We start from the raw sequence: 14,298 nt of genomic DNA on the forward strand, positions 1-14,298 counted from the left end.
AATATATATGTAATTAACCAATATATTTCAGCAAGGTCTGCTGATAACGGTTCGATGTCTTGGTGCTTTTTATTACAATTGTGCCTTGATAGTAGCAGTCATAGTTATCTTTTAGATGCCAACGTTTTAATAAATCGGGTATAGGTATATAAGTATAGTAGCCTAATGTGGAAGGATCCATGAAGATAATGGAAGTATCATTGTATCCACAAGCAACTGCATAATGGCCATTATCCCAGGAGTATTCATAATCAATAGATGTGTCCGCCCAAGCTTGTATCATAAGAATTACGGGGATGCCTTGTGTTAGGAGTTCTTTCAGCTGTTCGATGTTTATGTGCTCATGAAATTCAGCTTCATAGGATAATGAATTGCATAATCTTAGAATATCTCGAAAGTCAGTACCAGATACGGGAATAGAATGAAGTTCTTTAGCCAGATAGTCTTCTTGGTATTCATCAAGATAATAGCCAAATACACATTGTAAGGCGGCAGGACCGCAGGTGTACGAGGTTGCTTGTCTACAAATTGGAACAGGAATAATATAAGATTTCATACCTCTCCTTATTGGATTACTGGTTTACTCCAATATATGATACAAGCTACCTAAGATATGCAAGGATAAAATGAAGAATTGGGGACGATATTACGAATTGATATCTTCAACAAGTAGGAGGACCTCAGGTACAACATTAGGATTTTGTATAAATGGGTCAGCAATTCCACATTCATCCTCAATAAGATAGTCTGTTGTCTGTGTTGTAGAGTTAAGTCCTTCGATCATCTTAGGCAAATGGGGAGTAATTGAATTGTCACAAAGTACTGTAGATGGAATCAAACTGTTAGTAAAAATTAATTTAGTAGTATTAGTAGTATGTAGCGTTAATAAAAAGACTACAGATAGAGCAGTAAGAATAGTAATAAGTGTAGTCTTTGTTCGTTTAGTAGAATTCATAGATACCTCCTGTATAGTTATATAACAACATGGTTAGTTATTTTGCTTTATATAATATATTATATCATTTAATAAGATGTAAATAAATAGTAATTAAGGGAGAGGAATTATGTCAATTAGGAGGGGACACAGTAGAAGATTAATTAAACTATAACTTTTGACTAAGACAATAGATTTGTCAGTATTCATGGATAGAGTGTAAGGAGGGATAATTTTGTTAGAGATACAGTTAATACAAACAATGGAGCAACCATCAATAGAGCAATTATTAATTGAGGCAAATAATTATTGCATAGAACATGGACAGGAATTAAAGCAAACAAAAGAAAAATCACAGATTTTTGGATTATATAATCCAGAATTGTGTGGTATAGCAGTAACCAAAGAAAGGGAGGAAAATAGTCTTGAAATCGTAACTTTCCTTGTTACTGCGGAACTTGCAGCTGAAGAAGTTTTTTTATGGTATATCCTAAAATTCAACCAATATACTTATGAAAATATTTTATGTAGTGTAGATATAGATAACAAGTTACTGAAACAATTCGGATTTGATAACAATCATAGAAAGACAAATAAAAGGCAGATAGAGAACCTAGAAGAGGTTATAATACGCCTTGAAAACGAAAGAGATTTTGAACAAACGGAAGAATTAACTAGAGAGGCATTCTGGAACGTATACAATCCTGGTTGTAATGAGCATTTTATCTTACATGAATTAAGAAGAAAAGAGACCTATTTGCCAGAATTACATTATGTTGCTGAATATAAAGGGAAAGTTATTGGCAGTATTGTGTATTGTAAAGGTAAGATTGTTGATGATCAAGCAGGAGTTCATGAGGTAATTGGCTTTGGTCCCATCAGTGTGTTGCCACAATATCAACGCGATGGGATTGGATCGATTCTAATTAATTGGACCATTAACAAAGCTAGAGAGATGGGATTTGTGGCAATCCTTATATGTGGTAATCCTGATTATTATCATCGATTTGGATTTAAAAGTGCGTCAGAGTATGAAATTACTATGTCAGATGGTAGCAGTTTCGATGCATTTATGGCATTAGAACTAAGAGAGGGAGCTTTAGGGGAGCTTTCGGGAAGATATTATGAAGATGATGTATTCCATAGTATATCAGATGACCAATTTCAAACATATGATAAAAAATTTGCGGAGAAAGTTATGGTAAAAACACCAACTCAATTATAACAATAGATACAAAATATAAAAAAAGAAAAAAGAAATAAAGGTGGATATAAAAAGTAGAAAAATAAGATGCCATTAACAATTAAGATAAATAATCAAAAATCATTATGTTATTAATAAGGATGAGTTATATCAAACTAAACAATTTTTAATGAATTGTAATCTTGCGGTTTGTGAATTTATGTAGTATAGTATCAGTAGAGATTCGTATGACTGGCGGAAAATGGGAGCACCCATAGGGAGTACGAATAATATGATAAGCCGACCGCCTGGGCAACCACACTATTTTGGTTACCTAGGCGGTTTTTCTATACCTATTGGGAAATTCAAACATAATCTGCCGAATAGTTCGAGAACATAATCCTAGATGTTTATTGAAGCACGGCAATTATACTGTATTTTCTAATACACTCTATAAACCAATAAACCAAATAAACCAAACCATAGAAAATAAGCCTTGGTAAACAAAAATGTGTGGAACCTATAGACGCAACATAACAAATAGTTAGGTCAAAGGAGAGAGAACATGAGAGCATTAATTAGTGTATCAGACAAAACAGGTATTGTAGAATTTGCGAAGGAACTTGTGAGCCTTGGAATTGAGATCATCTCAACAGGTGGTACGTATAGCAAGTTAAAGAGCGAAGGTATACCTGCTATTGAAATTTCAGAATTAACTGGCTTTCCTGAATGTTTAGATGGTCGTGTAAAGACATTACATCCAATTGTTCATGCTGGATTATTAGCAATGCGAAGTAAACCAGAACATATGAAGCAACTTTCGGACTTAAACATAGAAACAATCGATATGGTTGTTGTTAACTTATATCCATTCAAAGCAACGATCTTAAAAGATGGTGTTACAAGAGATGAAGCAGTTGAGAATATTGATATCGGTGGACCAACTATGCTTCGTAGTGCAGCTAAAAACTATCAAGATGTTGCAGTAGTAGTTGATCCAAGAGATTACGAAACTGTATTAAATGAATTAAAATCAGAAAAGCAAGTTTCACTTGATACAAAATTCTACTTAATGCAAAAAGTATTCATGCATACTTCAAACTATGATACTATGATTGCTGATTACTTAAAGAAGGAAAGAAATGATCATGAACTTCCAGAAACATTAACAATGACATTCGAGAAAGTTCAAGATATGAGATACGGCGAAAATCCACACCAAAAAGCTGCTTTCTATAGAGAAATCGGTAAGAAAGTGGGCTCTATTGCAGATGCAGTTCAATTAAACGGAAAAGAGTTATCATTCAATAACATCAACGATACCAATGGTGCATTAGAGTTATTAAAAGAATTCACAGAGCCAACAGTAGTAGCTTGTAAGCATGGTAATCCATGTGGCGTTGGTAGTGATGACAATATCGTAGTGGCTTGGGATAAAGCATTTGATGCAGATAAAGTTTCTATCTATGGCGGTATCGTAACAGTGAATCGTGAAGTTACTCTAGAGCTTGCAGAGAAGATGAAATCAGTATTCCTTGAAGTATTAGTTGCTCCAAGTTACCAAAAAGAAGCCCTTGAATTACTTCAAACTAAGAAAAACTTACGTGTACTTGAATTAAGAGATATTGAAGTACCACAAGATAAGAATGCTTATGACCTAAAGAAGGTTAACGGTGGGCTTATCGTTCAAACAATCGATAGTGAATTAATGAATGAAGAAGATCTTAAAGTAGTTACAGATCGTACTCCATCTGAGAAAGAGATGGAAGATATGAGATTTGCTTGGAGAGTTGTTAAGTTCGTTAAATCTAACGGTATTGCCCTTGCAAAGGATAAGCAAACAGTAGGTATCGGGCCAGGTCAAGTTAACCGTGTTTGGTCAACGAAACAAAGTATCGAACATGCAGCAGAATTAATTGATGAAAACGCTACAAAAGGTGCTGTATTAGCATCTGATGCGTTCTTCCCTTTTGATGACTGTGTGGAAGCAGCACACCAAGCTGGAATTACAGCAATCATTCAACCAGGCGGTTCAATCCGTGATGAAGATTCCATCAAGAAATGTAATGAATATGGAATTGCAATGGTATTCACTGGAATGAGACATTTTAAACACTAATTAATAGTTACATCTATAATTAAATAATTATAAAGAAACAACTTTTATATAGTAGATCTAAATGTGATACTGAAATGTAGAACTTTAGTTTATGATAGTAAAAGTTGTTTTTTTGCTTTCTATTTTTAGATAGTAGGGAGCAACTTATCAAACCTAGCTCCATAAGATTTGATAAGTTTACCGATTTGTATTGACAATTTATACCACTAATGTTAATCTATGAATGAAGAAATATTCATTCATAGAAAAAAGAGGGGGATTCTATGCCAAAGACAGAACAACAGTGTAATGAAATAAAAAAACAAACAAGAAAGAAAATCTTACATGATTCCATGCTTTATTTTGCAAGGAATGGCTTTGCAGGAACTAAAATTAGTGATTTAGCAAAGCATATAGGAATTGGTCAAGGAACATTATACTTATACTTTGCATCTAAGGAAGACTTGTTTCAAGAGATACAAAAGATGATTGAAGAAAAGCAGGACATAAAAGAAATGAAGTTATTAGCGCATCTTCCCATATCAGCAAAAAAGAAGATAATGAACTTATCTAAAACGGTATTAGCAAGATTATCAAAAGATGAAAATTTTGCTGGAATGATTGCATTGAATACACAGATGATGCTGGAACAAGATTGTTATAATTCTTCTAGTGATACAACATATCAATCGGAATTATACAAATGTACGGCAGCTATTATTGAGCAAGGACAAAAAGAAGGAACGGTTGTAACCGGTAATGCGATGAAGTTAGCAGATTATTATTGGGGAGTTGTCTATCTATACGCTTTGAAGAAACTTTTTACTACGCAGTATGAGATGATTGAAGCGAAGGATTTAAGTAGAACGTTATTGGTGAAAGGGGAGTAATTACATGTTTGAATTAGATAATAAGGTGGCTGTAGTAACAGGTGCATCTTCGGGGATTGGTCGAGATGCGGCATTAGCGTATGCCATGGCAGGCGCTGATGTATGTATATTAGCGAGAAGAGAAGAACGTTTACAAGAATTACAAAAAGAAATAGAGAAACTAGGAAGGCGAGCATTAGCAATTCCTTGTGATGTGACCGAGGAAGAAAGTATCAAAGGCGCTGTAGAGAAAATTATAGATACCTTTGGTCGAGTTGATATTCTTTTGAATAATGCAGGGATAGCAGTTAGTGGTGGACTGGAAGATACTACAGTAGAAGAGTGGGATCGAAGTTTTTCTGTTAATTGTCGTGGACAGTTTCTTGTAAGTAAATATGTTGTGCCACATATGATAAAACAAAGATACGGCAAGGTTGTTAATATGGCTTCCGTTAATGCGATTATAGGAGATAAACATGAACAATTATATCGATTAGCATATAACTCTTCTAAGGCAGGAATCGTTGGCTTAACAACGGGAATGGCGGCTGCATATGCCAAATATGGAATAACGGTAAATGCAATTGGACCTGGTTACTTTAAAACGGAGATGACGGACCGAATGAATAAATCATTCGTGTTTAAAGCAAGGTATAATATGCTTACACCAGCGGGCAGGGCAGGAGAGAATGGAGAACTGGATGGCACAATTCTATTTTTATCAAGTGATGCTTCCAATTACGTGCAAGGTCAGTATATCTGTGTTGATGGTGGAACAAGCATTGTATAGTGTATATAGAAGGATATAGAAAGGAATATTTGGTATGAGGCTAAGAACGGAGAGAACACATCTGTTTGGCCCCAATATTCAAATCGTTCAGAAGGTGAGTATATATGGGGTACCATCTATGCAAGCATTGGAAAATGCAATCAGGAATGCTTGTGACTTGCAGGAATCTTTAAATTGTAAGATTATCATAGATGAGGATGGAGAATCTAGATATGAAAAAACTAAAGTTGCTGTTCCGATTACTATCGTTTATGAAGAATGGGGAACAATTGCTATAAAACAGGCTCGTATTCGTATGCGAATTGATTCGGTTTTTCCTTATTCCTAAAAAGTGCGAAACGGAATTGGTTATTATCGCCCATCATCTAGCGGGAGATGGGAATTCAATCACGTATCTGATTGAGGATATCATGAATATTCTATCTGGTGAAAAACTCAGTTTTAAGAAATTGAAGATTATAGAGGGGCAGGATTTACCGAAAGAAAGTAAGATGCCTTTTCTTATTAAACTGTACATAAAGAATTTAAATAATAAATGGTTAAGAGAACGCAAGATATACTCCTTTACAGATTGCAAAGAAGTATTTAAAGAATATTGGAATCATATCGATCATGACTTTTTTAATCACGAATTTACTAAGGAGGAGACCGAATATATTTGTCAGTATGCAAAAAATGCGGCTGTAACAGTAAATAGCCTTTTAACTACTGTAATGCTTGCTACTTATAGCAAAAAAGCAGATGTAGGACAAGCAGTCTCCATACGAGAGAACTACCGGGGAATGGCGAATCTAGTTACAGGAATTGCTTTTAAATATAAGTATAAGAAAAGAAGGAGTTTAATAAAAAATGCACAAGGGGTTCATAAAGTTATAAAAAAGAAACTGATAAATCCTAAGATTAACTACTTTGTTTTACGATTCCTTGATTTACTAGACGGGCCTTTTATTGATTCCGCTTGTGTGAATCGATACGTTCATAAAGCAGGAAGTCCCTCTAATACATTGTGTAATCTAATGCAATATTCAGAAAATCTACGTGATATTGGAGTTAGCAATCTAATGAAGGTAGATATACGTAGTAACTATGGTGAGATGCGGATTGACCATCTTGCTTTTCTACCACCTATTGTACCATATGCTCATAGAATCTGTGGAGCTGTTACCTTGGAGGGAAAGTTGAATCTAACTATGCATATTGTAAAGGATGAGATGTTTCAAAAGGAACAAATCTATTTTAACAACTTGATACTACGTTTGCAAGATTTGAAGTAGTACCATCCCTTATTTTGATAAATAGTAGAAGGTGTGATATAATTTATCCGAATGGAATGAATTGGTATTCTTAGAAAGGTATTTCTTATAGGTATTTAAAGAAGTAGAAAAGAAGGAAGAATATATCACTAGTGAGGTAAGCTATGTATAAGATCATGATAATTGAAGACGATGCCAAACTACGAGAACAGATGAGCCAGATTCTTTCATCGTATGGATATCAGATAGTGGCAGTACAAGACTTTCACAAAGTAGAAGAACGGTTTCAAGAAAGTAAACCCGATTTAATCGTGCTAGATATTAATTTACCTTATTATGATGGGAATTATTATTGCAGAATATTTCGTAGGCATAGCAAGGTCCCTATCGTAATAACTTCGGCAAGAAATAGTGACTTGAGCCAAATTATGAGTATTGAACTTGGAGCGGATGACTACATAGTAAAACCTTTCCCTGTCGAACTTTTCACGACAAAGATAAATGCGATGATACGACGTACTTACGGGGATTATGCACAGGATACTCTGAGTATAAGAAACGAGGTAGATTATAAATTAGTAGCTGGCGGACTTAGGTTAGATGAAAAAAGCTTTAAGATAGCTACTAATAATATGGTAATAGAACTTAGTAAAAACGAATTTAAATTAATGAAAGTGTTTATAACGAAAGCAAATGAAGTATTAACAAGGGAAGAATTGCTAGAGAACTTATGGGATCAAAGTGATTTTGTAGATGATAATACTTTGACGGTGAATATAACCAGGCTAAGAAGCAAATTATCTGAATTAGGATATGATGATTGTATTAAGACGAAACGTGGAGTTGGATATGTTTTTGATATCTAAGGCACTGTAAAGGGAGCGATTTGAGAAAGAGAGTAGTGAAAGTATTCACGTCTCTTTATAGTAGGTAGGGGGAGTGGTTGTTACTTTGAAGGAAAAAGATATACTTAGAATGTATGTAAAGCGTATAGCTCCAGATACGATCTTTTATTTTATGGCAATAGTTTTAATTACCGTATTCTATCAGTTAAGTACTAAAAAATCCGTAGAAGTAATTTATCCTTACAGTATCGCCATAACGATTTATTTTATATGGATGTGCATCCGTTATGTATCATATAGAAGTTTCTATCAGAGTCTTAGTAGGATGGAAAAAAACTGTGCTTATGAAGGAAGATTTACCAAGGAAGATGAGATTGCCATTAATCGCGCCTTCAATCAGATACATCGTGAATATCTACAGATGATACGATCTATGGAGAGTGATGAAGAAGAGCGCAGAAGGTTTTTATCTGCATGGATTCATAGTATGAAGACACCTGTTACGGTAGAGAGTCTAATAATTCAACGAGCAAGCCGTGGAGAATTAGAGGAAAAGACAGCTATGAAAGATATTACTTTAGAGAATGATAAACTCCTATCGAGTTTGGACATGGTGTTGAATATTATGCGACTACAGGAGTTTGCCAAGGATTACGTGCCGGAAGAATTTGATTTAGCAGATGAAATCAATCAAATTATCAACAATAATAAACGCCTGTTTATTTATTCGAAGGTATTTCCTAAGGTGATTAATGAATGTGGGGGTGCGAGTAGCAAGGTGCTTTCAGACCGCAAATGGAATCGCCATATGTTAGATCAAATAATTTCTAACGCAGTAAAATATTCGAAGGAAGAGGGCGAGGCAAAGAATGTAACGTTCCGATTAACAAAAGAGGGAAAAAAAACTGTTTTATATGTGGAAGATGAAGGAATCGGAATGGAAGAGACTGATTTACCTAGAGTATTCGAACCCTTCTTCACAGGAGAAAACGGAAGGAATGGGAGAAATGCATCGGGAATCGGGTTGTATTTTTGCAAAGAAATTAGTGAACATATCCAGTGCCAATTAAGTATAGAATCAAGCATAGCAGCAGGAACGAAAGTAAAGATTATATATAGGAATTATCCGAGTAATGTTTTTAACTAATAAGGGAGAATAAATGAAGCTTACAATACTGTAAGCTTTCTTTAGTTAAATCGATGTTATTGAAAGAAAAAATACGATATGATAAACGTATTGAAAAACAAGGAGAGGAGCTATTCGGATGAGGGTATTAGAAGCAAATCAAGTAACAAAGATTTATGGGGATACAAAAAGTGAGAATTCAACGAAAGCGTTGAATGGAGTAGATTTTAAAGTAGACGAAGGGGAGTTCGTTGCGATTATGGGACCAAGTGGTAGTGGTAAATCTACACTTGTTAGTATATTAAGTGGAATTACTGAGCCAACCACAGGAAGTGTTGTTATCAGTGGAAAACGAATTGATCAGATGAACCGATTTGATATGGCACTTTTCAGAAGAAGAAGTTTAGGATTTGTATTCCAAGAATTCAATCTGTTAGACAGCTTAACCGTAAAAGAGAACATAATATTGCCAATGGTACTTGATAAGAAAGATAGTGCTATTATGAATTCCAAAGCAGCAGAAGTTTTGAAGCTATTCGAGATTGAAAACATCGCAGATAAATATCCTTATGAAATTTCCGGTGGGCAACAACAAAGAGCGGCAGTTTGTCGTTCGCTTGTGAATGATCCGGTTATGATTTTTGCAGATGAGCCAACAGGTAATCTAGATTCCAAGTCAGCCAATGCGGTTATGAATTGTTTTAAGATGATGAATGAGGAAAAGAATGCTACCATACTCATGGTTACACATGATGTATTCGCTGCTAGTTTCTGTAAGAAAGTAATCTTTATCAAAGATGGTAAGATTTGCTTAGAGGTAGCAAACAAGGGAACAAGAAAAGAATTTTTTAATCGAATTTTAGATTGTCAGGCCGCCCTTGGAGGTGAGAACAATGACTTTTAGGAATGTCGCAGTTAAGACCTTTAAGAAGAATATACGAAATTATTCCTCATACTTTCTTTGTAGTTGCTTTACCATAATGCTGTTTTTTATGTATACGACCATGCTTTTTAACGAAGATTTAAAGGGTACAGAACAGATGGAGTTGGTAAGCTATGTATTTCCAATCACCTTGGTGGCAATCGGAGCCTTTTCTATATTCTTTATAAGTTATGCCCATAGGACTTTCATCAAAGGCCGTAATAAAGAATTTGGGATTTATATGAGTCTTGGAATGAATGAAAAGGATATCAAAAACCTAGTATTATTAGAGAATGTGCTAATCTGCATTGGTTCTATGGTTGTTGGTATTGCAATTGGAACATTGTTATCAAGACTGTTTCAGATGGTTGTATTATCAATGATGGAAATTGATAATATTGATTTTCAATTATCTATGCAGTCTTATATGGTAACCATAGGTGTGTATTTGATAATATTTGCAATCGTATTCCTAGAAACCAACATGAAGATGAAGAAGATGAACATTGGTCTATTATTAAAAGAAGCTCGCCAAAGAGAAGGATTAGAATATAGAAAGAGAGATACTGTCTTTGGGGTCTTGGGGTTTGTTATAATGATTGTAAGTGTTGTATCTGTGGCAATTATTGCTTCCAATGATAAATGGAATTCTAACCCTGCAATACTAGCAATCTATATGATTGTATCTTTTGCTGGCTTGTATATGGCTATTAGTCATGGCGGAAACTATGTCATACACCTGTTTAAGAAAAGTAGAAATTATTATAAGTATTTGGTGACTATTACGCAGATCCATCATAAATTCAATCAGAATAAGAAGATTATATATATCTTAAGTATCCTTAGTACAATGACAATTTTCTTAGTTGCATCACCGTTTGCGTTACTACGATTATCAGAAGATATTGCCTTGTTGAATCCATATAATCTAGAAGTAATAGAAGGAAGTAATGCGTATACTATTAGTGGTGAAGAGTTAGATAATATATTTTCTAAGTATGATATCCACAAGTCATTAGATCTTCCGTTCCTTGTAGGCGGGATTAGGTTAAATGGAAGCGTAGAAACGATACAAAAGCCAATAATGTCTGTTACTAATTATAATCAGATAGTTGAACAAAATGTTACATTAGATGAGGGTGAGGTAATTCAATATATACTAGATTGGACACCAGGATTGCACGGAGTTGTTCTAGGAGAACGCTATGATATACTTGTTGGGGAGACGAGTATATTGGCAACGATGAAGGATTCTACTCGGAGTACATGGAATATCATTGCGCTTGGTAATGATGGAATTATTGTTATGAATGACAATGACTATAAGAAATTACACGGGTTGGCTAGCTTGGAAAACCAGTATTATTACCATGGACTAAAGTTTAGAGATTGGAAGAATTCTGGTGCCAGTGTTTTAGCCTTAAAGGAACAACTAAACGAGAAAGCAGAGTATCCTATTAACTCAACAATTACGGGATACAATGACTTAAAGAAAGGCTATTCTGTGTTCTTGTTCGTAACAACGGTACTTGGAATTCTATTCTTTGTTGCAAGTGGAAGTGTGTTGTACTTTAAACAGTTTTCGGAGATTGGAGAGATGAAGAAGACATTCTTTCAGATGTATAAGATCGGAATTACAAAGAAAGAAATTAGCCAAATCATAGGAAAAGAGTTAGTAATTATCTTCTACTTGCCATTGGTATTTGGAAGTTATATGGGAGTATCCTTAATCTATCTCATGACCTTTATTGTTGGTGGTGGAGATATCATAAAACAGTTTATTCAAACAGCAAGCGTGGTAATTTTATTGTATTTCGTATTACAAAGTATATTCTATTATATAACCAAGAGAAACTATATGACAGAGTTAATGAAGAGCGGAAATTGAATTGGACAGGAGAGATTCTCAATGGGAAGGAAGAAACAATTACAATAATACTACAAAGAGGTGGAGAAATTATTTTCTCCACCTCTTTGTAGTATTATTGTTGATAAGTAACTAATAGAAAGATGAAAATGGATAATTTATACTATAGGAAGCAATTGGTTGTAAATAATGGAATGTTATGGTAAAATATACAAGATAACACGGTTGAATGTCACGAAATAAATGTAGAATATCCTAGAATATTAATGTACCAGTTAAAAAAGTGATATGATAACATAAGATGGCTACTGCCTTAAGAAAATTACAAGGGGAGTAAAAAGGGTGCTTAATATAAGGATTAAAAACATAGCAAGCTGTAATAGACAAAACAGCAAATATTTTATGAATATTCAAGAAAATTCAATAGTTAAATTCGAAGGAGATTTAGCAAGGGTTATATTTGATGTACTCTTAGGGAAGACTCCTTATCATGGAGACATTATACTTAATGAGACAAGTATGGTTGCAGATCTTCCAGCCTACATGAAATTAATTCAATACATCTCTCTTAACAATAGAAAGCGAATTGATAATATTGCAGTTAGAGAATATATTGATATTTTTAGTGTGCTAACTGTGGAGAGAGAGGATCATGAAACATCTTTTAGTTTTATAGAAAGTATGTTGCACTTTATGAATTTGGACTATCTTTTAGAACAAAATATGTCACAAGTATCAGAAGATGAGAAGTTGTTGATTGAAATCATAGCAACATCACAAAAAAGACCAAAGCTAATATTATTAGAAGATTTTTGGTTATATTCTTCTTCTGCTTGTAAGGATAAGATTATAGAATTCCTTCAGTGTTATATTGATAGTCAGAATGCAATAGGTATTATATTATCAAGTGATTCAGTATTAAGCAATGATTTTTTTGATTATAGCTACAAGATTGGAATGGGAGAAATTAAGAAAGTTAACTATAAAGTTAAAAAGAAAAAGTTTAAAGAATTACATAACGTATAAGAGGAGTTTAATAAAGTGATGATACTAAATCGTCTGTTATTAATATTGTTAAATGTATTTGAAGCGTATGTTTGGTTTAAAATTGTAAATCTGTTTCTAAAAAGGCGATATTCTGTGAATGTAGCTAGTTTTGCAGCAGCAATAGTGGCTGTTATTATGATTACTAAATCTGTACTATGTTGGGATAATGATAATGCTGTATTTAATTCTATGTTAACCTTTATTAATTTTGGGATTATACTTTTCCTTACAGTATATTTATTTAAAGATTCGTTAAGATTAAAGATTCTTATTGTATTACTATATATGGTAGGATTAGCTATATCCGATATATTAGTAATGGGAATTTTCTTACTAACTAAGGAAACTGTTGTTAATGATTTTAGTAAACCCACTATTGTAATTACATTGATCTCAATTATAAGTCGCTATATAGTATTAACCTTAATTCGAAAATTTCATGATTGGCAGAACAATATTGTAGGTGTTGAGAATAAACTACAAGATATGATATTTTTGATGATAATTACAGATTTTTCCTTAGTATTTTTAACTTATATCTTTTACTTGAATATTAGTAGAATTTCACCAGAGATGATTTTACTTCTAATTATATTTAACATTATTATAGTGACTATCGTTTTCATATTTAATATCTACAGACTACTTCGATTTTCTCGGCAATTAACGGAGAATAGACTAAAGACGCAGTATATGCAGATGCAATTACAGCAGAATGAAAACATGAATATATTATCAAATAATCTAAGAAGTTTACGCCATGATATGAACAATCATATTGGGGTAATCTATGGATTGTTAGATACGAAGCAGTACAATAAGTTGAAAAGTTATTTGAATGGTATATATAAGAATCTACAGGAAGCAAACGATATAATTATTGTAAATAATGAAATTTTAAGTATTATATTGAACAATAAAAAACATCTAGCTAACGAGAAGATGATACAGTTAGTTACTTGGATTGAAGTAAAGGATTTCATACTTACAGAAATTGAGATTTGTTCTTTGATTGGTAATATACTAGATAATGCGATCGAGGCAACAGATAAAGTGCCGGTTGACGCTATCGATATTGATCGAGAGATTAAGTTTGTTTGTGTTGAGAAAGAAGAGGGTTGGTATATAGATTGTAAGAATCCTTTTGTAGAGGCACCACTAATTACCGAGGAAGGATTAATGACAACCAAAAAGAATAAGGAATCGCATGGTATTGGTAGTCGCACCATGCAAGATATAATCAAAAAGTACAACGGAACGCTTGAATACAGTACGGATGATATTAATTTTATTGTTAAGATATTCATATCAAAAGAAAGTAATCGATCCTATCAAAAAGAAAAGAATATGTAAAGTGATTTAAT

General features: G+C 33.6%; 14 protein-coding genes and 1 riboswitch. Of the genes, 12 read left to right on the forward strand and 2 right to left on the reverse strand.

Annotation, left to right across the window (positions count from 1 at the left end):
• Positions 1-13: 13 nt before the first annotated feature.
• Complete coding sequence (locus BUB90_RS11915) at positions 14-556, reverse strand: C39 family peptidase (RefSeq protein WP_073287985.1); 543 nt, start codon at positions 554-556, stop codon at positions 14-16.
• A 90-nt stretch (positions 557-646) separates the two neighbouring features.
• Positions 647-955, reverse strand: coding sequence for a hypothetical protein (locus BUB90_RS11920; protein ID WP_073287987.1), 309 nt, complete (start codon positions 953-955; stop codon positions 647-649).
• 214 nt (positions 956-1,169) lie between these two features.
• Between BUB90_RS11920 and BUB90_RS23095 the strand changes: the two genes are divergently transcribed.
• The 12 genes from BUB90_RS23095 to BUB90_RS11980 all read left to right on the forward strand — a co-directional run bounded on the left by BUB90_RS23095 (position 1,170) and on the right by BUB90_RS11980 (position 14,287).
• Complete coding sequence (locus BUB90_RS23095) at positions 1,170-2,159, forward strand: GNAT family N-acetyltransferase (RefSeq protein ID WP_242952532.1); 990 nt, start codon at positions 1,170-1,172, stop codon at positions 2,157-2,159.
• 196 nt (positions 2,160-2,355) lie between these two features.
• A riboswitch (ZMP/ZTP riboswitch) is annotated at positions 2,356-2,438 on the forward strand.
• Positions 2,439-2,682: 244 nt separating this feature from the next.
• Positions 2,683-4,236 carry a bifunctional phosphoribosylaminoimidazolecarboxamide formyltransferase/IMP cyclohydrolase gene (purH, locus tag BUB90_RS11930; RefSeq protein ID WP_073287989.1) on the forward strand — a complete coding sequence of 518 codons (1,554 nt, stop codon included), beginning with the start codon at positions 2,683-2,685 and terminating at the stop codon, positions 4,234-4,236.
• A gap of 263 nt (positions 4,237-4,499) precedes the next feature.
• The gene (locus BUB90_RS11935) at positions 4,500-5,105 is read left to right on the forward strand and encodes a TetR/AcrR family transcriptional regulator (RefSeq protein WP_073287991.1); all 606 of its coding nucleotides are present in this window, start codon (positions 4,500-4,502) and stop codon (positions 5,103-5,105) included.
• A 4-nt stretch (positions 5,106-5,109) separates the two neighbouring features.
• Positions 5,110-5,874, forward strand: coding sequence for an SDR family NAD(P)-dependent oxidoreductase (locus BUB90_RS11940; RefSeq protein ID WP_073287993.1), 765 nt, complete (start codon positions 5,110-5,112; stop codon positions 5,872-5,874).
• Between the two features lie 34 nt (positions 5,875-5,908).
• Positions 5,909-6,202: a hypothetical protein gene (locus tag BUB90_RS11945; RefSeq protein ID WP_073287995.1), complete on the forward strand. Its 294-nt coding sequence runs from the start codon at positions 5,909-5,911 to the stop codon at positions 6,200-6,202.
• 16 nt (positions 6,203-6,218) lie between these two features.
• The gene (locus BUB90_RS11950) at positions 6,219-7,148 is read left to right on the forward strand and encodes a hypothetical protein (RefSeq protein WP_139241755.1); all 930 of its coding nucleotides are present in this window, start codon (positions 6,219-6,221) and stop codon (positions 7,146-7,148) included.
• A gap of 143 nt (positions 7,149-7,291) precedes the next feature.
• Entirely contained in the window at positions 7,292-7,993 is a 702-nt protein-coding gene (locus tag BUB90_RS11955; protein ID WP_073287999.1) for a response regulator transcription factor, read from the forward strand.
• An 85-nt stretch (positions 7,994-8,078) separates the two neighbouring features.
• Complete coding sequence (locus BUB90_RS11960; protein WP_073288001.1) at positions 8,079-9,119, forward strand: sensor histidine kinase; 1,041 nt, start codon at positions 8,079-8,081, stop codon at positions 9,117-9,119.
• Positions 9,120-9,237: 118 nt separating this feature from the next.
• On the forward strand, positions 9,238-10,002 hold the full coding sequence (locus tag BUB90_RS11965) for an ABC transporter ATP-binding protein (RefSeq protein ID WP_073288003.1): 765 nt from the start codon (positions 9,238-9,240) through the stop codon (positions 10,000-10,002).
• Positions 9,992-11,908 (forward strand): FtsX-like permease family protein, encoded by a 1,917-nt coding sequence (locus BUB90_RS11970; protein WP_073288005.1) that lies wholly within the window; start codon positions 9,992-9,994, stop codon positions 11,906-11,908. Before BUB90_RS11965 ends, BUB90_RS11970 begins: the two co-directional genes overlap by 11 nt.
• 321 nt (positions 11,909-12,229) lie before the next feature.
• Positions 12,230-12,913 (forward strand): hypothetical protein, encoded by a 684-nt coding sequence (locus tag BUB90_RS11975; RefSeq protein ID WP_073288007.1) that lies wholly within the window; start codon positions 12,230-12,232, stop codon positions 12,911-12,913.
• Between the two features lie 18 nt (positions 12,914-12,931).
• Positions 12,932-14,287, forward strand: coding sequence for a sensor histidine kinase (locus BUB90_RS11980; RefSeq protein WP_073288009.1), 1,356 nt, complete (start codon positions 12,932-12,934; stop codon positions 14,285-14,287).
• Positions 14,288-14,298 lie beyond the last annotated feature (11 nt).

It is taken from the genome of Anaerosporobacter mobilis DSM 15930, from assembly GCF_900142955.1.
GTDB lineage: Bacteria > Bacillota > Clostridia > Lachnospirales > Lachnospiraceae > Anaerosporobacter > Anaerosporobacter mobilis.